The sequence below is a fragment of the Leucobacter coleopterorum genome (assembly GCF_011382985.1).
Classification (GTDB): Bacteria; Actinomycetota; Actinomycetes; order Actinomycetales; family Microbacteriaceae; genus Leucobacter; species Leucobacter coleopterorum.
Genome location: NZ_CP049933.1, coordinates 3,181,166 through 3,207,644, shown reverse-complemented (window position 1 = coordinate 3,207,644; position 26,479 = coordinate 3,181,166). Strand labels below are relative to the sequence as shown.

The 26,479-nt window shown below is 59.8% G+C and carries 21 protein-coding genes and 1 pseudogene; 5 read left to right on the top strand and 17 right to left on the bottom strand.

Features of this window, described 5'->3' with window-relative positions:
- Nucleotides 1-18: 18 nt before the first annotated feature.
- From G7066_RS15115 to fae, 3 genes are read right to left on the bottom strand one after another with little or no spacing between them, the layout of a single operon-like run.
- Nucleotides 19-1,488 carry an NAD-dependent succinate-semialdehyde dehydrogenase gene (locus G7066_RS15115; protein WP_244303420.1) on the bottom strand — a complete coding sequence of 490 codons (1,470 nt, stop codon included), beginning with the start codon at nt 1,486-1,488 and terminating at the stop codon, nt 19-21.
- Nucleotides 1,478-2,461 (bottom strand): NAD(P)-dependent oxidoreductase, encoded by a 984-nt coding sequence (locus tag G7066_RS15110; RefSeq protein ID WP_166331815.1) that lies wholly within the window; start codon nt 2,459-2,461, stop codon nt 1,478-1,480. The genes G7066_RS15115 and G7066_RS15110 overlap by 11 nt, the downstream gene beginning before the upstream one ends.
- Nucleotides 2,448-2,978, bottom strand: coding sequence for a formaldehyde-activating enzyme (gene fae, locus G7066_RS15105; protein ID WP_166331814.1), 531 nt, complete (start codon nt 2,976-2,978; stop codon nt 2,448-2,450). Before fae ends, G7066_RS15110 begins: the two co-directional genes overlap by 14 nt.
- Before the next feature lie 173 nt (nt 2,979-3,151).
- Between fae and G7066_RS15100 the strand changes: the two genes are divergently transcribed.
- Entirely contained in the window at nt 3,152-4,042 is an 891-nt protein-coding gene (locus tag G7066_RS15100; protein WP_166331813.1) for an IclR family transcriptional regulator, read from the top strand.
- Here G7066_RS15100 and G7066_RS15095 read toward each other — a convergent pair whose 3' ends face one another.
- The 13 genes and pseudogenes from G7066_RS15095 to G7066_RS15045 all read right to left on the bottom strand — a co-directional run bounded on the left by G7066_RS15095 (nt 4,043) and on the right by G7066_RS15045 (nt 21,188).
- Nucleotides 4,043-4,336 (bottom strand): chorismate mutase, encoded by a 294-nt coding sequence (locus G7066_RS15095; RefSeq protein WP_166331812.1) that lies wholly within the window; start codon nt 4,334-4,336, stop codon nt 4,043-4,045.
- Between the two features lie 137 nt (nt 4,337-4,473).
- A complete protein-coding gene (locus G7066_RS15085) occupies nt 4,474-9,186 on the bottom strand; it encodes an ExeM/NucH family extracellular endonuclease (RefSeq protein WP_244303092.1) in 4,713 nt (1,570 codons plus the stop codon).
- A 2-nt stretch (nt 9,187-9,188) separates the two neighbouring features.
- Nucleotides 9,189-9,572 carry a lamin tail domain-containing protein gene (locus G7066_RS16695; RefSeq protein ID WP_244303090.1) on the bottom strand — a complete coding sequence of 128 codons (384 nt, stop codon included), beginning with the start codon at nt 9,570-9,572 and terminating at the stop codon, nt 9,189-9,191.
- A 132-nt stretch (nt 9,573-9,704) separates the two neighbouring features.
- Nucleotides 9,705-10,577 carry a type I restriction-modification enzyme R subunit C-terminal domain-containing protein gene (locus tag G7066_RS16690; protein WP_244303089.1) on the bottom strand — a complete coding sequence of 291 codons (873 nt, stop codon included), beginning with the start codon at nt 10,575-10,577 and terminating at the stop codon, nt 9,705-9,707.
- Nucleotides 10,577-13,156 carry a DEAD/DEAH box helicase family protein gene (locus tag G7066_RS15080; RefSeq protein ID WP_244303087.1) on the bottom strand — a complete coding sequence of 860 codons (2,580 nt, stop codon included), beginning with the start codon at nt 13,154-13,156 and terminating at the stop codon, nt 10,577-10,579. Before G7066_RS15080 ends, G7066_RS16690 begins: the two co-directional genes overlap by 1 nt.
- Nucleotides 13,157-13,216: 60 nt before the next feature.
- Nucleotides 13,217-14,101, bottom strand: coding sequence for a DUF3037 domain-containing protein (locus tag G7066_RS15075; protein ID WP_166331810.1), 885 nt, complete (start codon nt 14,099-14,101; stop codon nt 13,217-13,219).
- 9 nt (nt 14,102-14,110) lie between these two features.
- Nucleotides 14,111-14,947, bottom strand: a complete 837-nt coding sequence (locus tag G7066_RS15070; RefSeq protein WP_166331809.1) for a HipA family kinase — start codon at nt 14,945-14,947, stop codon at nt 14,111-14,113.
- 39 nt (nt 14,948-14,986) lie between these two features.
- Complete coding sequence (locus G7066_RS15065; RefSeq protein WP_166331808.1) at nt 14,987-16,144, bottom strand: AbiH family protein; 1,158 nt, start codon at nt 16,142-16,144, stop codon at nt 14,987-14,989.
- Nucleotides 16,145-16,731: 587 nt separating this feature from the next.
- On the bottom strand, nt 16,732-16,932 hold the full coding sequence (locus tag G7066_RS17165; protein WP_280116276.1) for an ATP-binding protein: 201 nt from the start codon (nt 16,930-16,932) through the stop codon (nt 16,732-16,734).
- 507 nt (nt 16,933-17,439) lie between these two features.
- A pseudogene (locus G7066_RS17160) lies at nt 17,440-17,772 on the bottom strand (AlbA family DNA-binding domain-containing protein); the annotation flags it as partial.
- Between the two features lie 12 nt (nt 17,773-17,784).
- Nucleotides 17,785-19,035, bottom strand: a complete 1,251-nt coding sequence (locus G7066_RS15360) for a restriction endonuclease subunit S (protein WP_205881469.1) — start codon at nt 19,033-19,035, stop codon at nt 17,785-17,787.
- The gene (locus tag G7066_RS15050; protein ID WP_166331807.1) at nt 19,032-20,513 is read right to left on the bottom strand and encodes a type I restriction-modification system subunit M; all 1,482 of its coding nucleotides are present in this window, start codon (nt 20,511-20,513) and stop codon (nt 19,032-19,034) included. Before G7066_RS15050 ends, G7066_RS15360 begins: the two co-directional genes overlap by 4 nt.
- 42 nt (nt 20,514-20,555) lie before the next feature.
- Entirely contained in the window at nt 20,556-21,188 is a 633-nt protein-coding gene (locus tag G7066_RS15045) for a hypothetical protein (RefSeq protein ID WP_166331806.1), read from the bottom strand.
- Nucleotides 21,189-21,429: 241 nt separating this feature from the next.
- Here G7066_RS15045 and G7066_RS15040 point away from each other — a divergent pair, with 241 nt between their 5' ends.
- Entirely contained in the window at nt 21,430-21,876 is a 447-nt protein-coding gene (locus G7066_RS15040; protein ID WP_166331805.1) for a DoxX family protein, read from the top strand.
- A gap of 6 nt (nt 21,877-21,882) precedes the next feature.
- On the opposite strand, the gene G7066_RS15035 is transcribed toward G7066_RS15040, so the two are convergent.
- Nucleotides 21,883-23,055 (bottom strand): ROK family transcriptional regulator, encoded by a 1,173-nt coding sequence (locus G7066_RS15035; protein ID WP_166331804.1) that lies wholly within the window; start codon nt 23,053-23,055, stop codon nt 21,883-21,885.
- A 117-nt stretch (nt 23,056-23,172) separates the two neighbouring features.
- On the opposite strand from G7066_RS15035, the gene G7066_RS15030 reads away from it, so the two are divergent.
- The 3 genes from G7066_RS15030 (at nt 23,173) to G7066_RS15020 (ending at nt 26,390) form a co-directional block, all read left to right on the top strand.
- The gene (locus G7066_RS15030; RefSeq protein WP_166331803.1) at nt 23,173-24,294 is read left to right on the top strand and encodes a sugar ABC transporter substrate-binding protein; all 1,122 of its coding nucleotides are present in this window, start codon (nt 23,173-23,175) and stop codon (nt 24,292-24,294) included.
- A 69-nt stretch (nt 24,295-24,363) separates the two neighbouring features.
- Entirely contained in the window at nt 24,364-25,164 is an 801-nt protein-coding gene (locus G7066_RS15025) for an ATP-binding cassette domain-containing protein (RefSeq protein ID WP_166331802.1), read from the top strand.
- A complete protein-coding gene (locus G7066_RS15020; protein WP_166331801.1) occupies nt 25,164-26,390 on the top strand; it encodes a sugar ABC transporter permease in 1,227 nt (408 codons plus the stop codon). The genes G7066_RS15025 and G7066_RS15020 overlap by 1 nt, the downstream gene beginning before the upstream one ends.
- Nucleotides 26,391-26,479: the final 89 nt, after the last annotated feature.

The window sequence follows — 26,479 nt, the reverse complement described above, 5'->3', positions numbered from 1 at the left end:
TTGTCTTCGTTGACACGGTTATAGTGTGGCGAGCGGGTTCGAGATGCCCACGTAGACGGTCTCCAGGAACTCGTGGATGCCCTCCGCGCCTCCCTCGCGGCCGAGCCCCGACTGCTTCACGCCACCGAAGGGAGCTGCCGGGTTCGATACGAGACCGGTGTTCATGCCGATCATGCCGCTGTCGAGCTGTTCGGCGAGACGCAGTGAGCGGTTCAGGTCGCGAGTGTAGGCGAAGCTGACGAGTCCGTACTCGCTTGCGTTCGCGAGTTGGATCGCCTCCGCCTCGTCTGTGAACACCACGACGGGGGCGACTGGTCCGAAGATCTCCTCGTTCAAGATCTCGGCGCCCTGCGGTACGCCGGTGATCACGGTCGGTGGGTAGAAGAATCCCTGTCCAGCCGGTGCCTCACCGCCGAGCTTCACCTCTGCGCCCTCGGCCACGGCCGATGCGACGAGCGAGCTGACCTTTTCGCGGGTCGCCTCGTCAATCAGCGGGCCAATGGTGACCCCGTCGTTGATGCCCGGTCCCTGCACGTAACCGGCCATGCGCGCGGTCAGCTTGGTGGTGAACTCGTCGGCAACCGACTCGTGTACCAGGAAACGGTTTGCGGCAACGCAGGCCTCGCCTCCGTTGCGCAGCTTAGCGACGAGCGCACCCTCGACGGCCGCGTCAACATCGGCGTCCTCAAAGACGATGAACGGGGCGTTGCCGCCAAGCTCCATCGACACCTTGAGCACCTGGTCGGCTGAGTCGCGAATGAGGCGCTTGCCAACCTCGGTCGAACCGGTGAACGACAGCTTGCGCAGACGCGAATCAGAGAGAAGGGGGGAGACGACTGCGCCCGCGGTGGCGGTGGGAATCACGTTGACGACACCGGCGGGCACACCCGCCTCTACGAGCAGTGCTGCAAAATAGAGTGCCGTAAGCGGGGTCTGCGCTGCTGGCTTGAGCACGCTCGTGCAACCCGCAGCCAAAGCTGGCGCGATTTTGCGGGTCGCCATGGCAAGCGGGAAGTTCCAGGGGGTAATAAACAGGCTCGGGCCAACCGGGCGGTGCAACACGAGAAGGCGGTTGCCGCCGTCGGGTGAAACGGAGTAGCGGCCGTCGATGCGCACCGCCTCCTCCGAGAACCAGCGCAAGAACTCGGCGCCGTAGTTGACCTCGCCGCGCGACTCGGCGAGCGGCTTGCCCATCTCGAGCGTGATGATGCGGGCGAGCTCTTCACGGTGTTGGATCGTGAGTTCGAATGCGCGACGCAGAATTTCGCCGCGCTCGCGGGGTGCCGTGGCGGCCCAGTCTTTCTGTGCCGCGACAGCGGCGTCGAGGGCAGCCTTGCCGTCAGCAACAGAGGCGCTCGCGATGTGGGTGAGCACCTCGCCGGTGGCGGGGTTGGTCACGGGGAGTGTTGCGCCGCCTTCGGCGTCACGCCACTCGCCGCCGATAAAGAGGCCGGTTGGGATGTTCTCGGGAGCGCGTTCACGCTGCACCTCCTGCGGTGTTGGCAAGGCGAAGCGGTTCGCCAAGCAGGTCTTCGTAGAGCTTGAACGGGGTCATTTCGCCGGCGCTGTCGCCGTAACTGCGACGGGCACGGCGGAACACCTGCTCAACCAGCGCCGAAACCTCACTCGGCATGCCGACCGAGCGGGCGAGGTCGATGGAGAGACCGAGGTCTTTGCACGCAAGGGCAATCGCAAAGCCCTCGTCGTAGTCACCATCATTGAGGATCGAGAGCACGTCACTCTCAAGGAAGTTACTGTTGGCTGGGCTCGCGATGAGCGACTGCCGCAGCACACCGAGATCAACACCTGCGGCGGTGCCGATGGCAAGCACCTCGGCGGTCGCCACGAGGTGCGAGAACCACAGCTGGTTGATCATGAGCTTGACGGCGTAGCCGGCGCCAGCGCCGCCCACATTGATGATGCGTTCGGGATCGCCCATCGCCTCGAGCACGGGGAAGTGCTCGGCAAAAAGCTCGGGATCAGCGCCAACGAAGATCTGCAGCATGCCGTTTGCCGCGCCGACCGACATACCACTGACGGGGGCGTCGATGATGTTGATGCCGCGGGCTGCGGCCATTTCGCGTACGCCGTCAGCAACCTCGGGTACCGAAGTCGACATGTCGATCCAGGTTTTGCCGTCGGAGAGCCCGGCGAGCAGGCCGTTCTCGCCCTGCAGCAGCGCAGAGACGATGCTCGGGGTCGGCAGCATAGTGATGACGACATCGCTGCGGCGCGCGAGCTCGGCGGCGGAGTCGGCCCACTCGGCACCGTTTGCGAGCAGTTCGCTGGCTGCTTCGCGGCGCAGGTCGGTGACTACGAGCTTGAAACCGGCGGCCTGCAGGTTACGGCTCATGCCCGAACCCATGTGGCCGAGGCCGATGAAGCCGACGACGGTGTTCTCGGCGGTACGAGTGTGTTTTGCGGTGGGGGCTGGTGCGGTGGCGGTGCTAGCGTGCGACATCTGCGGCGACTTCCTGGCTCGGGGTGTAAAAGGGGTTGCTGGGGGAATTGCGGGCTTCAATGACGGCCTCAAGGGAGGGGCCGTTTGCCGCGCCGAGCTCGAGGGCGCGGCGGGCTGACTCGCGGTTGTTACGGTAGACCGCGTCGAGGTCATCGCAGCCGGGGTTGACCCAGACCGCCGCAATGAGCGCGTGGGTCTCGGTGCAGCTTTCGGGAATGACACCCTCGGCCACGGCGTCGGCAACACCGGCGGCGATGCCGGCCTGCGCGGCGCCCCAGGTGGCGGTGCTGTGGAAGTCGTTGGCGGCAGCGGCCTTCTGCACGAAGAGCGTCATCGGCTTCACCGGCAGCGAGGGCTTGAGCACCGCCACGAAGGGGACGAACCCCTCGCTGGGGCTACCGAGCGCGGTCGCCCACGCGGTGCCCGCGGGGCCGTCTCGGTGACCGAGCACCGTGTTGACGTGAGCGGCGTTGACGCCCTCACCGACGAAGCTCTCACCGAGCTGAACGTTATCCATCGTTGGACCTCTTTCTTCGATGCGACGCGCATCCTTCTGACGCCGCTGGCATCGATAAAGATAAATAGCTGTTCTGTTAACTGCAACTTGAGTTGCGTATAACGGAACTGGAGTGTCATGCTGGGGCTAGCGCAGAATCGCTCGCGAGAGAGCGATGGGTGAGAGGACGAGGCATGGACCGCAGCACAGACCCCGGTGCCAGCGATGACGGACGCATCAACGCGACCGGGCTGGGGCGTGACATTCGCCTCTTGGAGATGCTCGCGAGCGATGCCGCGACGCGGCTCGGTGGTTACGGGGTGACAGAGCTCGCGAAGTTGACCGGCCGAAGCAAGACCGTGGTGTCGCGCGCGCTTGCCACCCTGGCCACGACCGGGCTCGCGGCTCGGGATCCCGAAACCCAGCGCTACCGAGTTGGCCCGCGAGTATTTGCGCTCGCCGCAAGAAGTGCGGAGGCCGAGCTCGTGCAGAGTGGACAACCGGTGTTGAGAAGCCTTGTGGGTGCAACGCACGAGACCGCTCACCTGTGTGTGTTGATGCACGGCAATGTGCTGACCCTTGCGAGTGAACTCAGCCCGCACGAGTTGCGATCCGCCGGATGGCAGGGCGTCCGAACGGCGGCGTGGCGATCCTCCTCTGGATGGGTGTTGCTCAGTGACTGGGACGAGACCGCGCTACGGCAGTGGTATGACGAGCGCGGGCACGACTCAACCGTGATCGGCGATGACGTGTTTGGACGCGAGGCGAGTCCGTTTTCGCTGCACGAGCGACCACCTGCGAGCACGGGCAAGGTTCGCGACTTCGAGGGTTTGCTCGCTGAAATAGAGCGGATTCGAGCAGTCGGTTACTCCGTGCTCGACGAGGATCTGGAGGAAGGGATCGTGGGGGTATCAGCTCCCGTGTTGGATCACACCGGACGGGTTGTCGCTGCGCTCAATGTGAGCGGGCCGAAGAAGCGGCTCGGAGACAAGATCGAAGCGTTGGGCGGGATCGTACGCCAGGCGGGGGCGACGTTGTCGCGCAGGCTTGGCGGTCCGGGTTCGTGTCCGGGCTCACGTCGGTAGCTACTGAACGCGTTGGTGAACGAGCTCCAGGTCAATGAACGCTGCTATCAGTTCGCGGTAGGTGCGCTCGACGACCTCGGGTGAGGCCCCCGCTTCTTCGGCCAGAGCGCGCACCTTCGCGATGACCTGCTCTACGCGGGCTGGCGCACGAACTTCCTGCTCGTCCTTCTTGAGCGAACCGGCGGTGACCACCCATCCCTGACGCTCCGCGATCAGCTCGACGATGCGACGATCGAGTGAGTCGATCTTGGAACGGACTTCTTCGATGGTCGGGGTACTGGCTTGTTCAGTCATGGGTTGATGCTAGCGCGTCGGCGACATCACGCGAGACAGAGAATCCGGTGCAATGTTTGCACGCCTCAAGGCCACGATCCCGACCAGCACGTAACCTACCGTGCAGATCGGGATCGTGGCCGCCACGCTACCGGAGGCTACTTGAGCCGCAACGTCGTCTCTAGGCGGTACATGAACGCTGCCATGGCCTCACGGGTGAGGCTTTGTTTGGGTCCGAAACTCCGGGATCCATTCGGGGCCTTGTAGCCCGTGGTCAGCTTGCTCGCGTACATCCAAGAGACTTCGCGGTAGAACTTGTCGCTTGGCTTCATGTCGCTAAAGACCGAGACCTTGGGGGCCTGGTAAGCCTTCGGCTTCTCGAGCCTGAACATGAACGCGGCCATTGCTTCGCGACTCAGTGCTGCCTTCGGCTGGAATAGCGGCTTGCCGCTCGTCTGCCGAGTGCCAGTAGAGAGCCCTTGTGAGTGCATCCACGAGATCTCCCGGTAGAACTTGTCGCCGGGCTTAACATCGGCAAACGGTGACACCTTCGGTGCCTGGTAGCTCGACGTGCCATCCATGCGGAACATGAATGCCGCCATCGCTTCGCGAGTCAAGCTTTCTGAGGGTTTGTACAGTGACCCACTCGGTGTTGATGAGCCGGTGGAGAGCCTCTTGCAACCCATCCAATTGATCTCGGTTGAGAACTTATGCCCGGCGGGTACGTCGGCGAACACTGGCTTCGCAGGCTTTGTCAGGCACGGATCCGCAGGCTTCTGTTCTGGAGAGGCAAGTGGAATGAGTGCCTTGACAACGGTTCCAGAGGGCTGGACGGTGAGCATCACCTCGCCTGAGCTAGCGCTCTCGGGCACTGTGAGCGCCACGTCTGCGGAGCCGTCTGTGACCGGGATAGTCACCTTCGTGTTTGACGAAGCGCCCGCCCAGGTTGCGGTGACGCTCGTGTTGCTCGGGCTGCCAAGCGAGGTCATATCGAGGCCACCAAGCTTCAGCTTGACGGTTGATCCCCGCTTGACCGCGGTGCTTGGCACCCCACTCAGCTGTGCGGCGCGCACAGCGAACTTCGGTGAGAGCGGCGACTGCGCGGAGAGGTACGCGATCCACGCGTCGCGATCGACCAGCCCAGAGTCGGTGGTGTCGGTGCCGTCAAGGAACGCGCGGAAGTTGTCACCTCCCTGCAGCAAGAAGCTCAGCGTGCCGACACGGTACTTCGTCGATGCCTTGACCAGTGCTCCGTCGACCCAGATCTGTGTGATGCGGTCGCCCGGATCCCGCGCCTCATCGTAGGTGTAAGACACGTTGCTGGACAGCCCAAGCTTCAAGAATGGCCTGCTCGGGATCGTGCCGTCTGCGTTGGTCTGCCACTGCTGCTCGAGAAGAGTCTTGAACTGAGCACCGGTGAGCGTTGTGCTTCCGAGGTTGTTGGTGAAGGGCAGTACCGCGTTGGCCGATGCGTAGGTGATCGTGCCATCTGCGCCGTACAGAAGCTCAGCACGCAGGCCACCCGGGTTCATGACGCCGATCGTGGCGGCACCGCGCTCCTTGGGCGATAGCGACGACACGAGCGAATCGGCAACCAGGTTTCCGAGTGCAGATTCTGCGGCCCTGTTATCCCGTTTTGTGCCGCTATAGGTTCCATCAATGTAACCACCATCGGTGTAAGCACTGGTGATGCTACCGAGCACAGAGCCGACCTTCTGGTCGCCGATCCTCGACGCCTCTTTCAGAGCCGCAGTCACGATCTCTGCGACTTGAGCGGCCCGCGGAAAGCTGGTGGTGAGTTCGGTGAGGCTTGCGCTGGTGCGAGCAACATTGTCGGAGGTGTAGGCCTTCACTTGCTTAGTTTCTGCGTCAAGTGTGAGCTTCACCTGCCCGATGAACTCGCCGTAGCTGCCGGTCTGCAGCACCGGTCGGGTGGTGCCGGGCGTGCCGGGAACAGGGGCGTCCCAGGCGTACTGCTTATGGGTGTGGCCTGTGAAGATCACATCCACAGACGCGCTCGTCTCGGCTACTATGCGCGCGAAGGTGCCGCCAGCAGCGACCTCAGTGGCGAGAGCTGAACCGTCTGGGGTGCCTGCGCCTGCGCCCTCGTGATACTCAGCAACAATTACGTCGGCTTCGCCGTTTGTGGTGTCACCGTCGCTCAGCTGAGCCGCAACGCGGTTCACCGCTTCGACAGGATCACCGAAGGTGAGCGACGCGATCCCACCCGGCGAAACTAGCGTTGGTGTTTCTTGCGTAACTGCGCCGATGATGCCGATGCGAACACCAGCTTGCTCAACGATCTTGTACTCCTTAAGAGCCGGTGTCGTGGTGTTCTTCTCGTACACGTTTGCGCCCAGGTAGTCGAAGGCGGCGTTTGGTGTGCCGTCACGCTCAATGACGCGATCGGTGAGATCTGCGAAGCCACCATCGAACTCATGGTTTCCGACCGCGCTCGCGCTCAGCCCGAGGGCGTTGAGAACGTCAATCGTCGGCTGATCCTGTTGTGAAGCCGAGGCGAACAGTGAAGCACCGATGTTGTCGCCGCTCGAGAGCAGCACGGTGTTCGCGCCATCGGCGTCGGCACGATGCTGCTCGATCGTACCCGCGACCCGCACGGTGTTGCTGGCCGTAAGCGTGTCACCGCTGAGCGTGCCCTCAATGCGACCGTGAAAATCGTTGATGTTGAGGAGGTTGAGCGTGACCTCTTCAGAAGGAGCTTCTGTGTTGAGGTTAAAGCCAACGACCACGGGGTCGTGATCGCTTGAGCGGAACTGGGAAGCGTTGTAGAAGTCAGTCGCGTTGTAGTTGTAGCGGCTGTACTCGAATGCGACGGACTCCCCGGAGTTAATGTTCCAAATGTCTGAACCTGTGACAGCGTTCTTTGCAGCCGGTGAGGCGAACACGTGGTCGAGTGACCCCGACATCCCGCTGAAGGAGTAGCTGTACTTGCCGGGCGCAGACCCCACATTGCTGTAGCCGCGATCCTCGAGCGCGACGAGCGGATCCTCTTTGGAGTATGAATTGAAGTCGCCGAGCATGAACACCTTGTCGGTATCGAGCTCGGTCTGCAGCGTCTCCGAAAAATCGGCGAGGGCTTCTGCCTGAGCGACCCGAGAAGCGTTCGACGCGCCCTGGCCGTCACCCTGATCTGCATCAGCGCCCGATCCCGAACCCTTTGATTTGAAGTGGTTTGCGATGGCGATGAAGCTCACGGAATCGTCGTCCACTGGAGAGAACTCTTGGGCCAGCGGTGCGCGCGCGTTTGCGAAAGCGGGATCAAGCAGCACCGTTGAGGGGCCAGCAGGCTCAAGAGTGCCCTTCTTGTAAATGAAGGCCGTGCGGATCACGTCTTCGTTCGTGGGTAGTGCTATCGCGGCGGGAGACGGCACGAAGCTCCAGACTTCGCTGCCAGCGGCGGTGTTGAGTGCCGCGGTGAGTGTGCTGAGGGCCTCGTCGCGGTTCTTGCCGAACTTGGCGGAGTTCTCGATTTCTTCGAGCGAGACGACGTCTGCCCCAAGCAGGTTGATCGCGGTCACGATCTTGGCCTGTTGGCGCTGCAAGTTTGCCGCATCGGCCGCACCACGCGCGTCGCAGCTGCCCTTGACGGTGATTGGGTTGTTGGCGCGATCGGTGTAGTACGTGCAGCCTGAAACGCTGTCGCCCGTCGTGGTGAAGTAGTTGAGCACGTTGAAACTTGCGAGCTTGAACTCGCCGCCGACATCTTGCGGGCGTGCCGCACGCTTGGAGCCAAACTCTGCAGGAAGCACCTCGCTGGCATTCGCTGCCGTCAGCTGCGTGAGGGGCTGCAGCTTCCAGAGGTTGTGGCGGTACTCAAACACCACCGGCTTGACGAATGAAACCGATGAGCCGACTGCCGGTGAGGGCGAATTGCCCGCAGCGTCGAAACCGTACAGGTACGGGAGCGGCGTGTCTTTTGCGGTGGTGAGGAAGTTGAGGCTCGAGCCGTCGTCGAGCACAACCCCGCGTGCGGCATTGTCTGCCACAACCGCGTCGTATTCAGCGGAATTGGGGCGCGCAACTTCGGTTGGTGTGATCAGCGGAGTATTGCCGCTTGCAAGGCCAACCTCAGCGTACTGATTCATGCTGTAGGTGCTGCTGACGGTCACCGGACCCGTCGGGGCAAGCAACATGCCTTCGAGCGACTCGCGTCGTGCGTCGTCGGTGGGCAGACTCACTGCCGCGGGCGTGGGAGCCTCAGCTGCATCTGGAAGGATCGTGAGCCCCGTAGCGGCGGGCACAACCAGCTGCGTCAGCGATCCACTCTCGCTGACGGTGCCGGTTACCTGCACAACATCGCCAATCTTGACGAGTGGTGCGGTGGCGGCCGAGGCGACAAAGATTGCTTCAGAAGCGGGCGTGCTTTCGAGTGTGGCGTCGGTCACTGCAGCGCCCGTGCCCGGTGTCTGGATGTAGTAGCCGTTGAAGCCGCCTGTCGGGTAGTTTGCCGTCACGACACCCGAGGTTGTGACCTTCTGCCCCACGAGTGGCGACGCTGCACCTGTTCCTTGAATTTCAGGGATGGTGTGCGCTGTCGGCGCGGGTTCTGGTTCGGGATCAGGCCCGGGATCGACCGATCCCAAACCCTGTGGCGTCACGGTTGTCGCGACCGAAAAATCTTGTGCGTTGTTGTCGGTGTCAGCGAAGTTGGCGCGTGTCAGTGAGTTGGGTTCGCTGTTGCTGCCGGTGACCTGTGCAGGGCCTGTGCCCTCGAAACCAACACCTGCGCCGTACCCGAGAAAGTCAACGATGTCGGGGGTGCCAACGACGTTGCCCGCGGGAGCAGCAATGCCAGTTGTGGTCGACGCGAGATAGAGCTGCCCGGTTGTGCCGGAGGGGTTCAGTGACACGCTCAGGTCGGGGTGGGGAGTTCGGCTCCGAGCGGTGGGGAGCCATTGCCTGGCATCGCGATGAGAAAGTGGCCCTTCGCGGGGACGGTGCCGCTGAGAGGCGCAATGCCACTTGCAACGGGTGCCACAGTGCTCGTCGCAGGGCGATACTGGAGGGACCAGTTTTCGAGCGTAACGGGGGCATCGCTGGGGTTGTAGAGTTCAACGAACTTCTTGTTGAACACCGCGTTCGCGCTGCCAGCCTTGAGATACACCTCGTTGATGATCACGTTGGTGCCTTGCGGATTTGCAACGGCGGGACTCGCCACAAGCGTGCCAGCCAGTATCGCGGAAGCGACGGCTGAGCCTATGAGACCGAATGGTCGCAGACGACGATAGGGGTGCATGGATCTCCTCAGATACAGCGGGGAAGGGTTTCGTATTGCAATCTGAAGGTAGCCGGATCGAGTGATCAGGCGGCAAGCCAGAGGTGGACAGCGGGTAAAGAGTGTGCGCTTGGTGCTGACCTTAGCGAGGAACTAAGCCGCGGGTTGTGCGCTCGTTTCGATTGCGCGAAGCGTCTCGAAGACCATGTCGGCCGTGCGTGCCTCAGGAAATACCAGTTGGTATTGCAAGTTGGCTTGCTCAGAATAGGGCGGCTCAAACAACCGTGATGGTTCCATCTCGCCCCGCCGGGTGAGCTCGTCAATGATGTGACGTAAAAAATCCATCTGTGTTGAGGTGAGGCCACTGAACGCAATCCTCGCAGCGAATGCTGCCTCGGCTGCCTCACGGTCGAGACCCACGAGCGACCTGATGAAAATGCCCAGCCCGCGCTCGCCGCTGATCTTCGCGAGCGCCTCGGGTGTGCCCTCGCCCTGCTCGACCAGGATGCGCTCTAGTTCTTCGATGTCGCTCTGAGTAAGAGGCTTATTGCGGCGCAGACGCTGGATTGCGATGTGGTTGCTGTGTTCTCGAATGTAGGCCCTGATCTTTTCTTCGAAACGCTTCTGGTCAACGCCTACTGCAACGAGTGCCAGGTCGACAGTGCGTGCCTGGCCTAGTTCGTCTTCCCAGTCAACAACGATCGTCTTGCGCTGCTTCTTGTCAAGATATTGCATGAGCCCACGTAGTTCGTGCCGTGCGTGTTCGAGCATCTTGAGGGTGACCGATTCCCACCATTCGTCGCCCGCGATGCACTCCAGCAGTTCGGCTGCGCCGGCGACCGCTGGAATCGTTGTCTTTTCGAGCAGCAGCGACGCTGCGGACTGTATACGTTCCCGAGTCCGCTGAGCGGTGTTCTCGTCACCCTCGAGCTGCGCGAGTTCGCGCTGCAACACGATCAGGTCGAAACGTTTTGCCTGTTCTTCGTCGGCAATCGCTTTGCTGGGGAGCTCCCCAAGTGTAGCCACTAAATCTTCAGCCTCAACGAGTGAAAGCGACCCCGCCCAGCCCTCAGGTGAGCCGTACTTGCGCAGGCTCTCCCGTGTGGCCTGGCCAAGAACGAGTCGGTGGGAATACCCGCCACAAACTCGCTCAGCCAAGCAACGGCGTTTTCACGGACGTCGCTGTTCAGCTCGGGATCGATGCTCAGCGTGTCGTTGAGCGCAGCGCTGTCGAGGCGGCTCGCGATCCTCGCCCTCACCGCGAACAGTCGCTGTGTGAGTGACTGCGGTACTGCGGTGGCGCGGTCTGCGGGATCTTGCCCGAAGTACTCAACGTTGCCGCAGAAGTCGAACACTCGGAAAGCTTGCTTATCACCCGAGTGGTCTTCGTGATCACTGCTTGTTCCAAAGATGTCTGGCGCAAGACGGGTGCCACGGCCGATCATCTGCCAAAACTTTGTCTTTGAGTGCACCTGTTTGAAGAGCACCAGGTTCAGTACTTCGGGTACGTCGATGCCGGTGTCGAGCATGTCGACGCTGATGGCGATGTGCGGTGCTTTGTCGGGCTGTGAAAAATCTTCGATGAGTGTTTCTGCGTAGTCGGACTGGCTCGTGATGACCTGAGCAAACTGACCGCCAAGGTGCGGAAACTGCGCGTCAAACCGCTCTTTCAAGAACACCGCGTGCTTCTGATTCATGGCGAACACGATGGTTTTGCCGAGCCGGTCGCCTCCAGCAACCCGCAGGCCGTGTGCCATGACCTCGGCGAGTGCCTTGTCAGCGGTGTCGGCGTTGAAGAGTGAGCGGAAAACGCTTGGTGCCGCGATTTCGGCTGGTGTCTCGTCGGGGTCTTCTTCACTCCACTCGATCGCGTCCCAGTTCTCTTGTTCTTCTTCTGAGAGGTCGGTGTACCGGATACCCTCGCGGTGGAATCCGTAGTCGTAGACGAGGTTTTCTGGGCCAACGAGGTAGCCCTCGGCGATCGCTTCGTCGAGCGGGTACGAGTCTGTCGGCACGCCGGGCTCAAGCTCGAACAGACGGTAGGTGCTGCGGGCGATATCGTCGACCGGGGTGGCGGTGAGGCCAAGCAGTAGGCCGTCAAACCAGTCAAAGAGGGCACCGTACTTCTTGTAGACCGAGCGGTGGGCTTCATCAATGACAATGAGGTCGAAGAAACCGGGCCCGAAGCGTCGACCGTTGTTGTCGCGAACTCCGTCAATCGCGTTCATCATTGTGGGGTAGGTGGACAGGTAGACTCTGGCTTCGGTGAGCTTGTCTTTGGTGAGATTGATGGTTGCGACTTCGGGCAAGTGCGCCGCGAACGCTTTTCCGGCTTGAGTAACGAGAGCTTTGCGATCTGCAAGAAACAGGATGCGTTTTGCCCAGCCCTGCTCCATGAGCAACTTGATGAGTGCGACGGTGGTGCGGGTCTTGCCGGTGCCCGTCGCCATCACGAGCAGTGCGCGGCGCTGGTGCGCGTCGAAGTGTTCGCCGACTTTGGCGATTGCTCGCTGCTGATAGGGGCGACCGGCGATTGCCGCGTCTGCGTTCGCCCCGGTAAGGGGTCTGCGGTGTGTGCGCCGCCAGATGATGAGTTCGAGTTCTTCTCGCGTGTAAAACCCGGCGATTTCTCGCGGTGGGTAGCCCGCCGCATCATCCCAGATCTGATGCCGGTAGCCGTTACTGAGAAAGATGACGGGACGCTGGCCCGTTTTGGTTTCGAGCGTATCGGCGTACAGCTTCGCTTGCGGGCCGCCGACTGAGGGATCGCGGCTCGTGCGTTTCGCCTCGACAATCGCCAGCGGTTTGCCGTCGCTGCCCCACAAGACGTAGTCGATGTAGCCGACACCCGAGCTGTTTTTGCCCGGCATGCCGTCTACGCGGTACTCGCGGTCACCTGGGCCATCGAGCGCCCACCCTGCGTCACGCAGCAAGAGGTCGATAATCTCGGTGCGCGTTTCATCTTCGCGGTAGTCGTGGGAGTCTGCGACGGTGTCAGCTGCCTGTGCGGCAGCTATCTGATCCCGAAGCAATGTAATCTCGGCCTCGCGTGCCGCTAGCACGTCTGACTGCTCGGCAATCTTGCGCTCGCGCTCAGCGATGGCCGCTGCCGCGTTTGCCTTCTGCTCGGCGAACCGCGCCGCGAGCTTCTTGACGTCGCCCGGGCCCAGCGGGGCGCGCTTCTGCGCGATTGTCGCATCAAACGAAGCACCGAGTGGTGCTGCTTCTGGGAAGGGGCTGCCGTTTTTGACCGTCCATACGACAACATCGAAGAGGTCGCGCAGCACCCCGAGACTGTCGCGCTGGGAGAGTTTGCGGTTGCCGTGTGCGGCGTCGTTGCCGCGCAGGCGAATGAGATTGAGCTGGTTGTTGATAAGTGAGGTGCGGTTCTTGAACGCCGCGCCGTTCATGCGGGCGTTCAAGTCGCTGCGGTACTCGTCGGTGAGGCCAAACACGTCAACAAAGAGGTAGTCGACGACCTTTTCGACGGCAACCCGCGCGGTAAACGCAGCGGCGTTGGGGTCTGAAATGACGTAAGATTCTGCGCGTTGACACTCGTCATAAAGCTCAGGCCACGCCGCCTGTATAAACGCAAAATTACTCACGCGCACCTCCTTGTTTTGGCTTTCGCCAGTGTATCGGAGGGGTCCGACATTGCTGGGTTGTTAGCGCGTGCCAGCTGCAACCCGACGCACATTGGCGCTTGCGCTTCGAAACTCTTCAAGAGATTGCACACTGATGCCGTTGAGATGCCAGGCTTCGAGAGCAGCGTCAAATACGTCCGTGCGCCACTGTAGTTCGCGTTGTGAGGTAGGCGGGTCGTAGATAACGCTGACGGGAATATCTGCTTGGATCGCCACGCTTTTTCCGTCGCTAAAACGAATCTCGGCTCCGGTGTCGCGAAGCCGAGTCAGCGAATAGTTTGTCGCCTGCACCTGTTGCTCGAGCAACTCAACTTTCGCCGAGTTGAACGCCCACACGTTTGTGATGGTGTCTTCATTGTTGTCGCGACGCAAGAAATCTACGGTGGATCGCTGCTTGCCGATGACAACCCGCGGCTGTATGAAGAGGTCGCGGTTCAGGGTGAGGTTAAACGTTAGCTCAAGTGCATGGCGCACCTTGGCGCGCATCGAGGCGCGAGTCAGGGTGTGTGACCGCGTCACGGTCTCCCGCGCTACCAGGTGTGGGAAAAGTAGCTTGACCCCCTCCGCGGCAGATGGCACATCGACTGGGCGCGCTTCAGAGAATTGGACTGAGTTTGCCTGACGGGTGTGCAGATGACTGATCCATCCGCTACTGACTGTCTGCTCGTTGAGTTCAAGTTGCAACTGAGGCTGGCTCTGCCGCGTAATGCGTCGCTCGAACCACACCATCCACGGTGCTAGCTCTCTCAGATTCGGGCCAAGCTCACCTCGACTGCGAACGGCTTCGGTATCGAACTGAACCGCCCAGTCGCCTCCGTCACGCCCGCATAGGAGGCCAATATTGGTGAACTCGCCTCTCGCAATATCTGGCACGTACCGAATGATCCAGTACTGGTAACTCAACATGACACCTCCCTACGGGTATCGGCTCTGCGCGGCTGTCGCACGAAGACGGTTGGCGACCGCGGCACTCCTGGCATGTAGCAGGATCGTAAGTTCCTCGAGTTCCACGACCGTGGTATTCCAGTCTAAGGGAACATCGTTAGCGATGGCCTGTATCGATTCAAGACTGAGATCGTTCAAACTGTCCGCTGTTTCGTGCAGTGCACTTGCAGAGGCGACCCCGGGTTCAACGTCGTACAGCCAGGCCGAAGTGCCAATCTGTCTGAGCGAAACCAGATCCCAATCGCTTTCGCCTGCGAGCCAGAATCCATGATCGAAGGACCAAATGCTGTAGTCAGCCGTGGTTTGATGCAGCCATTGAGGATCAACGCCCATGCAGAGATCCCACAAAGCGAGGATGCGTGCCTGGCGGCGACGGTTGTCGTCTCGCCTTGAATATGTACCCCAATCATCTGACTCGATCACGTTTGGGATGTTGAGTGATCCGTGCGCGACGCCCTCTCGCATTTGGCGCCCGTCTTTGTAAGTCCAGGGGAGCTTGGCAGGAATGTTGACGAGTGCTGTATCTGGAACTGGCGCGCCGAGCATTCTTCCGATGCCGTGTGCGATCACCTCGGCAATCAGTGTGCGGGATCCCTGCGGATTGTCGGGAGCTTTCACCCAGTACTGATTACCGTCGGAGGCAAGACCAAGAAACGCCTCGGAACCCGAGGCGGTCCGCTGCAGAGGAGCTACGAGTTGTACACAGGGCAGGGGCTGCAACGATGAAGCGGGCACAATTTCGAGCTTATCGGCCGATGTAATTGTGGTTTGCTCGGGATCAGGGTGTGTTGAGTTGGTGTTGGCCATGGCGCCGATGCCTGAAAGATTCGTGATGACAGGTTTCGATTATTCGTCGGCGGAAAACGGCGAGGGTTTCGGTCGCCTTGTTGACAGCCAGACGCGTTCCGACTCGTCGTTGTATGACACGACGCAGATTTGTTGGCGTAGTTTGTCGTGGCTGCTTGCTTGAGTACCAGCGGCATCGAAGAACAAATCTTGTATTTGTTTCGAGGTTTTGACGTCTTCGCCACACGGGTTCCACCAGTAAAGCATCAACGCTGTATTGTCATCTTTCAGTAGCGCCTGCGCGATGTTCTGCCACCACCATTGATCTGTCTCGCCGAGTGAACAACCAAAGACAATAAACAAGTGAGTGTCGTCGAAGAGGTGCGCGTACTTCAGTTGGTTCTGAGCCCAGTAGGGTTTGGCCAGTTGTGCTTGTTGGTCGTGCGGGTTTCCGCTGTACCCCGTGCCAAAAAGGAGCGAGCGTGGAATGTCTTGGGATCCGTGGGGGTGCACAATTTGGGTCGCTACGTTGCTGGATGATTCGTAGTCCCAGCGACCGTCCTGGTTAAGTTTTCTTGGGTTGAAATCAAAGAAGAAATTGGTTCCCACGGTTTTGTGGCGGTGTGGATCAAACTGGACCGAGTCGAGGTGAATGTAGTTGTCGAGTAATGAGGTGTAGTTGAAGTTTACAAAGAAAAAGTTAAAAAGATCGTAGTTGCCCTTCTTTGCTCCAAAAGCGATTTTCTTCAGTTCTTCATATTCCGTGAGATCTTCGAGAAATGTCGCGAGTGACTTGTTGCTCCACTCGTTTTCCTGAGCATCATCGCTGAGGTCGCTGAGCAGTCTGCTCCCCACGACACGGTTCAGAAAACCCGAGAACTCTCGCTGAACTTCTTTCAATGAGGACTGGATCTCTTTGGTGTCTGCGCCATCGTCCTCGAGGTCAGCAATGCATCGTTCAACGTCACTCCAGTTCTCGTTGCGCGGGGGTGGCTGCTCTTGCAGCTCCTGCATTTTGCCGAGAATCAAGTTCTCATCACTCACGCCACGCATCTTGAGGTGGTAGTAGAAGTCCGTGTAACGAGTTGTGGGCTTTTGCTTGTACTCATTGAGCACCTGCAGATCAAAACCGTTGCCCACGAGGGCCATGATGTTGTATTGCGTCTTTACGTGTGTCAGTCCAGTGGGATCGAGTTCTTTGTGATTCTGATAGGCCATACACCACATCCTTGCACGCATTAAGAAAACCAGATACCGTTACATTGGCGTATCATGTGAACTTCAAAAATTAAGCTGGCAAATGATGCCAAGCGCCCCGCTGAACACCGTACCAAACCTTTTCAGTCAAGCAAATGGGATAACTCGTGTAATCAATTTCCCAGATCAGGCTAGGTTTCTGGTGGAAGTCGAGCGTTATTTCGTCGAGGATTGCATTTCCAGTCAAGCAACGGTCAAGCATTTTCGGTGTCTGCGGCCCAGAACGGAAGATACCGACGGGCTTTCGCACCTGCTTCTGGGTCCTCGAGAACAAGCAGCCCGCTTGCGATTCCGTCGCGCAAGATACGAGAGGCCTAGGAGCTGTTACCAACGTCGATGCCAAATCTCTCACGCACGGATGAGTTGGTGGCAAGCTCGCCAGACACGTACCGGAGTACTGCGTGGAGATAGAGCGCTTCAACTCTCTCGTCTTTAGTGAGGGTACGGTAGGTCTTCGGGGCGAAAAGAGTGGCTTTGGTATGGTTTTCGCTCACATCGATTCGCGGCGCTGGTAACTGAGCGCGTTCGACCTCAGATGCGATCTTGTCTCAGCCGGACCCGCGCTCCTCAACAATATGAGCCTTGCGCATGAGAGAAGCTAGATGCTCGTTGCGGGAGTGTGGCGGAAGATCGACAAAGCGTCGCGTACTGATGAGAGGTTTGCCGGGGTTTGTGAACTCTACTCGGTCGTCAAAGACTTCGACTAGCGGCCCCGTGCCTGCGAGAGAAAAGTCTTGGTGGGTGAGCATGTTCGCTACGAGTTCTCGAATGGCGAGGCTCGGGTATGTTGGTTCGTCCGTGCGAAATGATGCCCCGATCCGTTCCTCTCGGGGAAGTATAGATTCGATGTATGTGATCAGGCCGTCGAAGCCGTTTGCGTATCCGCGAGCGCCGTCCTGAGATCGTTCGGCGTGCACGCGATTCTTACCCACATAGCGCACGACTCGTATGTGTTTGCGGGCAACACTGGGGAACGACGTGATGTCCTTTGCGAAGGCAACCGCCCCCAGGTTAGTTATGGTCCAGCCAACGGAATCTCTCCTGATTAGCTTCGCCTGCTCAAAGTGGGTCAGAATGCCGGCGCGCGTGGGCGGTAGCGAAAGCTTGAGCAGCTCAAAATAGGCACCGTAGTCAATGCGATCCAGTATGTCACTTTCGCGTGCTTCGCTCAGGGCAGGAACGCTCTCAAAGGTTTCCCGCTCAGCAAGACGCCAGATTTTTCGCTCGTGTTCTGGATGGGCTTGCAGTTTCTTTTTCGCGCTTCCGACTCGGACGTAAGCCACTCCCGAAAATCGGACAGGACGATCACGCGCAGCACCCACGTACAGGATTACTGCCCTCGCGTCGTCTCCGACCTGAATCGTGCTGAATCGGAATATGGTTTGAGGTTCAAGGAGTCGGGTCAGCCAAGGAACAAGGTCTTCGTTTCCGATCTTGAGTGAGTCAGGATCGAATGTTGTTCCCACGATCATGTGGTCGCTGTCCCGAACGCCCCAAACAAGGTACCCGTGCTCGCGTCCGTGAATGAGAGCACTGTTCGCGAGTGCCGAGATGTATTCGCCAATCTGCTTCGGGTCGGAGAGGTTTTCCTTAAACTCAAGTCATTCTGTTTCGAGTGGGTTCTCACAGAGGCCGGCGCGGAAGAGACTTTCGCGGTCGGGTGCCGGTAGACATGACAGTTCTCCTCTGAAGGCGCGGTATTGGAGGGCGGCGAAGAGTTTGTCGTCTGCCTTGAGGGCGCTGGTGATTCGGGATCGCTCCGCCTGGATCGCCTCGACCTTCTCGGCGAAGGCTTGCTGCTCTGCGGCCTCGACTTTGGGCACATGCATTGCTTGTAACTTTGCCTTGGAAATGTTCTTCATGGACCCGCCGGAACCGCTGGCGAGTTCGCTGATGCGACGTCGCATTGATGGTGATCGCAAGAGCGTGGCGTAAAAGAGTGGGGCAGAGTCTTCGCTCTTCCAATTGAACCTCCAGATCTTGTCTGGAAGTACGACTGAACCCGGATCTTCGGACACATAAGCGACTGCCCCAACCAGCTCAGTAGTGTTTGCCCGACTGATAAGCAGATCTCCAAGATTGACGACATGGGAAGCGGGAGGATCGTAGTCTGCAGGCAGGGGCTTCGCTTCACCAGGATTGAAAACCCCGGAGGTGACTGCGCTGATCTTGAGCACCCGGTAGGTCTCGTGGACTGCATCTGATTGTGCGATGAGGTTGCGGCCACCCAGCAGCTCGGCGATCTCTCCGAGAGTTGTTTGCGCTTGAGCATGAGTGGGATCACCAAACATCTCGTGGAAGAGGGACTGGGGGAGTTCGTCGAGGAGGGCGAGCTGGGCGCGGCGCTTCGTGCGGATCTCATCGGCCTCGTCGAGAATCGCCGCGATACGGCGTTGCTCTTCGAGCGGTGGGACCGGGATCTCAAGGTCTGAAACGTAACTGGTGGGCACACGGCGTTGGCCGCCACTTCCAGTCATGCGTAACTCGCCGTTTATGCGGACTCGAGGTGCGCGCAGAAAATGCAACGTGTAGCGTTTATCGAGTTTCTCGGAGGGGCGAACAATGTGAAACTCAGTTGAGCCCACACCGACAGCGTGATTGAGCTTGGCCTCACCGATTTTTCCGTTTTCCCAACATGGAGTGATCTTTGCGAGCAGAAGATCGCCGTTGCGAAACTGAGTGTATCCCTTCGAGACTTCACCGAACGGGCGTACCTCTTCATCTACAGTCGCTGCAGCAGAGGCATTGAGTTCTGCCATGCCCACAAACGAAATGTCTGATTTGGTATCGGGTTTTGGATCACGAGGGTTGATCGAAGTAATCTCACCCAACCGCACCACCTCCCAAGTCACCCCAGCACCTCCCTCAACCGAGCAACACCGGCGGCGATGTCGGCACCGAGCTGATCCACCTCGGCCAATATTTCGGCGGTGGGGCGATGATCCACCTCTTCGTGCACGACCTCGCGATAACGGTTGATCGACAGGTCGTATCCCTCGGCCACAATGTCGGCCTTTGGTACGAGAAAGCTCTGTTCGGTGCGGCCGCGATCCTGCTCGCCCGGCAAATTCTGCCACCGCGCGAGCACGTCACCCAGATCGTTCTCGGCAACAGGGGCGCGCTTGTCGTCGAGCGAGAACCCATCCGCGCGCACATCGTAGAACCACACGTCGTCGGTGCCACCGCCACCGGAAACCCCGACCTTCGTGAAAAACAAGATAGCCGTCGACACTCCCGCGTACGGCTTGAACACCCCAGACGGCAGTTTTACGACGGCGTCGAGTTTGTGATCCTCAACGAGCACGCGCCGCAGCTCCTTGTGGGCCTTGGTTGATCCGAAGAGTACGCCGTCGGGCACAATCACCGCCGCGCGCCCACCTCGCGCAAGCAACCGCAAGAACAGTGCGAGAAACAACAGTTCGGTCTTCTTTGTCTTGACATCGCGCTGCAGGTCTTTGCTTGTCGCCTCATAGTCGAGCGAGCCGGCAAATGGAGGGTTCGCGAGAATCATTGAATAGACCTCGCTCTCACCTGAAGCGCCCTCCGAGAGCGAATCGCGATACCGAATATCGGGTGCGTTCACGCCGTGCATCAGCATGTTCATGCTGCCGATGCGCAGCATCGTCGAGTCGAAGTCGAAGCCGTGAAACATCTCGCGGTGAAACTGCTCAGATTGCGTGCGGTCGACGAGTACGTCGGGGTTGTGACGCCGCACATACTCACTTGCCGCCATCAAAAACCCGGCCGTGCCGCACGCAGGGTCGCAGATGGTGTCGCCGGGCTTCGGTGCCATCATGTCGACCATCAGCTGGATGATGTGTCGCGGTGTACGAAACTGCCCGTTGACCCCAGCCGACGCGATCTTCGAAAGTAGGTACTCGTAGAGATCACCATTCGTGTCGCGATCCTCAAGCGGAATACCGTTCAGCATGTCCATGACCTTGCCGAGTAAGGCTGGGTTTGGGATCGTGTACCGCGCGTCACGCATGTGCTCGCCGTAGGTGGTGCCGGTGCCCGCGGCGTTGTCGCCGAGCGCCCTGAGAAACGGGAAGACCTCGTCGGCCATGGTGCGGTGCGTCGCGGCGACGTCTCCGCTGTTGATGAGCTGCGACCAGCGCAACTGCTGCTGCTCGGGGGTGAACGGCATTGGCTTGTTTGTTTTCTTGAGCTTGCTGAACTCGCGCTCGGCGAGGTCTTGCTGCTGGTCGAGGCGGCGCATGAACAGCAGATACGTGACCTGCTCAATGACCTCAAGAGGGTTTGAGATGCCACCCGACCAAAACGCATCCCACACACGATCGATCTTGCCTTTGAGCTCACCCGTAATCACATCCGAGAGTCTAGCCGTGGGCGGAGTAGGAGAAGCTCGGAACTAGAGCCCGGGGTTGAGGCGCTTCATAGTTTTGTGGGCGGCCGACGCAAAATCCCCAGAAAGAGTGCCGACCGCTGCAATCAACACAGGCCCGTCGAAGCCAATCTCGGCCAAATACCGATGCTCATTGCTTTGCCCGCGCCTGAAGACTGCTTCTGTGGGCAGTTCCTCTGCAGCGTACGAGTCCGTGGCATCGATGTACGCGGAATCAGAGAGGGCAGTAACGAGATTTCGCTTAGTTGTTTCTTCGAGCTGAGTGACCGCGACATAAGCAACTGCATCTGTTGAACGAATTCCCCAATTGCAGAAGATAGTGCCCTCACCAGAATCGAGTGCCGCGAGAGTTTTTGGCCCAAGCAATTCATTGATGTTGCTTCTGTCCGACACGTGGAACGGCTCCAAGCTGGAATTGAAAGATTGAACGGTGGCCGGGGCAATCAACTCATCGCACGTTGGCATGACAAGATCAAGTGAATCGGTTTCCCCTTCTGCTGAATCGTCACCAGCAGGTGTATCGGCGACACTGGCCACTTCTGTCAGGGCTGGAGCATGAGATTTACCAAAAGGAAACGAACACCCGGTAAAGAACAGCACTGCCACAATCGAAACAGAGATCAAGATGCGTCGCGTCATGGTTCAGAGTCCATGGCTTTTCTTGGCGGTCTGAAGGCGGGGGTCGCTCTGCTACAAATGCCGCGGGTAATCTTGGTCACCGATTCGACTCAGTGCGTCACCAACTCAGGAGATGGCACTTCAGAAGGAGTGCTTTGCTGGATTTGATCCTGAATGAGTGCCATCTCCTACCGAAGTGACCCACCGGGGTCGGGATCCACACCAACTATTTACCCCCGCAGTTTCGGAGTAGTATCCAGCCATGCACCGTCTCCCCAAAGCCACACCGCTGCAGCACGTTGCCCGCATCGTGCTGGGCCTGTTTTTGCTCTTCGCGGGCATCTCGCACCTCACGTTTGCAAGAGGTGATTTCCATGCGCAGGTGCCGGACTGGGTTCCCGCCGATAAAGACTTTGTTGTTGTCGCCTCTGGGATTGTCGAGATTACGCTTGGCGGAGCGCTCCTGACGCTCGGCAGATTCCGTGTGCCCGTTGGGTGGGTTGTGGCCGCGTTTTTTGTCGCTATCTTTCCCGGCAACATTTCGCAGTACGTCACGGGAACGGACGCGTTTGGGCTCAACTCCGATGCCGCTCGAGGCATTCGGCTGTTCTTTCAACCGGTACTCGTGCTGTGGGCGTTGTGGTCGTGCGGGGTGTTGGGCGCGATCCGCAACCGCGATACCAGCTCGCTGACCGGCTTCAAGCGCTGACTCACCTCAGTCGGCGCGCCGTGAGGGTTCAATAGCCCGAAACTCCACGGCATCCAGCGCGAGCAGCACACATCCCAGCGATGAGGCCTGCCGTTCGACAGTGGACGCGAGTACCTGGACATGTTGATCCAGTGGAGCGATGACGTTGCGCCTCAGTGAGGCGCGCACCTCATTCAGCAGCAAATCGCCGGCTTCAGATAGTTCACCTCCGACGACAACGATCGAGAGCCCCAGCAGGTTGACAATGACTGAAACAACTTTGCCGAGGTGGCGTCCAGCATCCTCTATAAGCCGCCGTGCGCTGCTGTCTCCACCCACCGCCGAAGCCACCAGGGAGGCAATATTGACGGCTTCCCCCACCTGTGCGTACTGCCGCAGGAGAGATGATCCTCCGACATAGGCTTCGAGGCAACCGCGGTTTCCGCAGCGGCACAGTGGTCCGTATTCATCAATCGTAAAGTGGCCCAACTCGCCAGCAATGCCTAAGCCGCCGCGGTACACCTGCCCCCCAAGAACGAAACCACCGCCGACCCCGGTCCCCAGCTTGATGTAGAGCAGGTCGTCGTGGCCTCTTCCTGCCCCAAAGGTCGACTCGGCCAGTGCTCCAAGGTTGGCATCATTGTCCACGAGTGTGGGGCAGTGGAAAACAGCCTCTGCCTCGCGTTTTACATCTGCTCCAACCCAGCCGGAAGGGCTCAGACCGGAATCGAGTGTGCCGTTAACTCCGATGGGGGCCGGAACGGCCAATCCTAACGCGCGCAACTTCTCGCGTGTGTGTCCGGCGCTGAGCAGCGTCTCGTCCATCAAAGCATTGGCGAGTTCCAGCGCTTTGCGGTAACCGGTATCAGGAGAGAGCGCAATGGATCGGGATCGCGAAATGTTACCCCCAAGATCAGCCACTGAAACCTCAAGGTGAGAATGGCCGACGTCGACTCCCGCAACGACGCCTGCCTCTTGCGAGATGGTCACACGGCTGCCGCGTCGACCCATTCCTTCTTCGGAGCGAAGGAATCCGCGCGCGACCAGGTCACGAACAATGCCGGATACGGTAGGCGGTGCCAGCTGCGTGCGGCTCGCAATTTCCGCCTGGCTCAGGGTTCCGTCTGCCCTGATGGCGCGAACTACCCGCTCCTCGTTGGCGGTCCGAAGCTCCGAAGTTGTGGCGGGACGGGAGATCATGCACTAACTGTGGTCGAAGTCCGGCTTGTCGTCAAGTCTTGAACTTTAATTCAATGAAATTACGATACTTGACCACTTTAAGTTCATGTGTTGACCTCTACTTCGCGATGTAGTTGAATGAGCACACTCCACGACGTCGTGGACCTGAGTATTTTCTCGGAGGACAAAGTGAACAAGTTCAAACGTAGCGCCGCCGTGACGGCCACCATGATTCTCGCCCTCGGCGGCCTCGCAGCCTGCTCGTCGAATGGCAGTGACACCAGTTCAGGATCGGGCGACTCGGGAGACGCTGCCACGATCGCGCTGCTGCTGCCCGAGACCAAAACGACCCGATATGAGAGCTTTGACAAGCCTCTCTTTGAGGCCAAAGTCAAGGAGCTGTGTGCTGACTGCAAGGTCAATTACCTGAACGCCGACCAAGACGCGTCAAAGCAACAGCAACAGGCCGAGTCCGCGCTCACAGACGGCGCGTCAGTGCTGGTGCTGGACCCCGTTGACGGTAAGGCGGCCACCTCCATCGTCAAGTCGGCGCAAAGTTCGAAGGTGCCCGTCGTTGCCTACGACCGTTTTATCGAGGGTGCCGATTACTACATTTCCTTCAATAACGAACGGGTTGGCGAGATGCAGGGCGAGGCCCTCGTCAAGGCGGCCGGTGACAAGGGCGACATTCTGATGCTGAACGGCTCGCCCACCGACCCGAACGCTGCCCAGTTCAAGAAGGGTGCCCACTCGGTTCTTGACAAGAGTGGTCTGAAGATCATCGCTGAGTACGACAACCCCGACTGGAGCCCAGACAACGCGCAGAAGTTCACCAGCTCGCAGTTCAACAAGATCGATCCGAGCTCGCTCGCCGGTGTGTACGCAGCGAACGATGGACAGGCTGGCGGTGTCTTCGCGGCGTTCCGTGCCGAGGGAGGCGACAGCGTGCCTCCGATCACGGGTCAGGATGCGGAGCTCGCGGCGATCCAGCGGATTGTGGCCGGTCAGCAGTACATGACCGTGTACAAGCCGATCAAGATCGAGGCTGAGAAGGCTGCTGAGCTGGCGGTGAATCTCGCCACCGGGAAGAAGGCCACAGGAACCACGGACTTCGAGGGTGTCCCCTCTTACATCCTTGATCCGATTGCGGTCACAAAGGACAACGTAAAAGACACCGTTGTCGCAGACGGTTTCTACGAGGTCTCTGACATCTGCACGGCTGAGTACGCCGACGCCTGCAAGGCAGACGGACTCTCCTGACCGACGCGGAGCGGGGCGGCCGTTGGCTGTTCCGCTCCGCTCAATCCAGCCCCGCCCAAGGAACTTTCCATGACTCAACCTGTACTCTCGCTGCGCGGCATCGGCAAACGGTTCGGTGCCGTTCAGGCCCTTACCGACATCAACTTCGACGTTGATCCGGGCGAGGTGGTAGCCCTCGTCGGCGACAACGGCGCAGGCAAGTCCACTCTCGTCAAGATCATCTCGGGCGTATACGGCCCCGACGCTGGCACCATCGAGGTGGGCGGAAAACGAGTAGAGATCGCCGGACCGAGAGCCGCCCAGTCGCTCGGGATCGCCACGGTCTTTCAAGACCTTGCACTCGCCGATAATCTCGATGTTGTTGCCAACCTCTTTCTCGGCCAGGAGAAGACCCGGGCCGGGGCCCTTGACGAAGAAACGATGGAGGCGCGCAGCTGGGAACTGTTGCATCAACTCTCGGCGAAGATCCCCTCGGTGCGGATCGCGGTTGCCTCGCTCTCGGGTGGACAGCGCCAAACCGTCGCGATCGCACGCAGTTTGGTTGGTTCTCCGAAGGTCGTGCTGCTCGACGAACCGACCGCGGCGCTCGGCGTAGCTCAAACTGCAGAGGTGCTCAACCTCATCGAGCGTCTCCGGGAGTCCGGCCTCGGCGTCGTCGTGATCTCGCACAACATGGCCGATGTTCAGGCCGTCGCCGATCGCATATACGTACTGAGGCTGGGTCGAAACGCCGCGGAGTTTGATATCGACGAGGCCTCAACCGAACAACTCGTCGTAGCGATCACCGGCGCCTCCGATAACGTGGTCGCCGCGCGCCAGGCGCGGGACGCCAGCGTTGCTGCGTCAAAACGGAAGACAGAGGAATCCTGATGAGTTTTGCCGACCGCACCGATGAACGACTCATCGACGACTCTTCTCCCCGAGCGCTCTGGGGCAATCTGCTTCGCCGCCTACGATCCGGTGACCTCGGCATGATCCCCGTTGTTGTGGGACTGATCGTGATTTGGATCGTCTTCTACGCGATGAACAACCGATTTCTATCGTCACGCAACCTCGTCCAGCTGAGCCTTGACTCCGCCACGATTGGCATGATCTCGATCGGCATTGTGCTCGTGCTGCTGCTCGGAGAGATCGACCTCTCCGTGGGGTCGGTATCGGGGCTATCGGGTGCCGTGCTTGCCGTGCTGCTTGTCTATGTGGGGTTTCCGCTGCCGGTCGCCATCCTTGCCGCGCTGTGCACCGGACTCGTCATCGGCATGCTGTACGGCGTGCTCTGCACGAGGTTTGGGGTGCCAAGTTTCGTGATTACCCTGGCCGGTTTGCTCGCCTTCCTTGGCCTGCAGCTGTTGACACTTGGCAAAAACGGCACGATCAATCTGCCGGGAGACTCGGCGCTCATCGCCTTCGCCAACTTTACGTTTCTGCCAGCCTGGGCCTCCTACGCGCTCGCGATTGTGATCGGCGCTCTTTACTTCTTGGCGAGGCTGCGCAGCATCAGACGACGTGCCGCCGCGAACTTGTCGGCACCGAGCGTGCGATCGGCGGTCATCAGGGCGGTCGTGCTGATCGCGGCTGTGGCGCTCGTCGCCTGGTACCTCAACCTTGACCGCGGCATCGGTGCCATGCCGCTACTGTGGGTGGCCGTCATCATCGGAATGGACTTCCTGTTGCGCCGCACGACCTGGGGGCGGCACGTGTATGCCGTCGGCGGGAACCTTGAGGCGGCTCGCCGCGCAGGCATCAACGTCGACCGCATCTACATCTCGGTCTTTGCGATGTGCTCGGTGTTTGCCGCGCTCGGCGGTGTGCTTGCGGCTGCTCGCCTGCAGTCGGTTAGCCAGACCAGCGGCGGCACCGACACAAACCTGATGGCGATCGCTGCGGCGGTGATCGGCGGCACGAGCCTCTTTGGTGGGCGCGGCTCAGTGTACTCGGCGCTGTTTGGCATGCTTGTGTTGCAGTCGATTACGAGTGGCCTCAACCTCATTGGCGTCGATGCATATGTTCGTTACATGGTGACGGGCGGGGTGCTGGTGCTTGCGGTGACGATTGACTCACTCTCGCGGAAGGCTCGTAAGAGCAGCGGGAGTGGCTGATCGCTGGTGGCGACGCAACCTTGTTACTGAGACGCGCTCGGCCGCTGCGCGCGACGAGAGGCCCCCTTAACGACGAGCGCCCAGGTTTC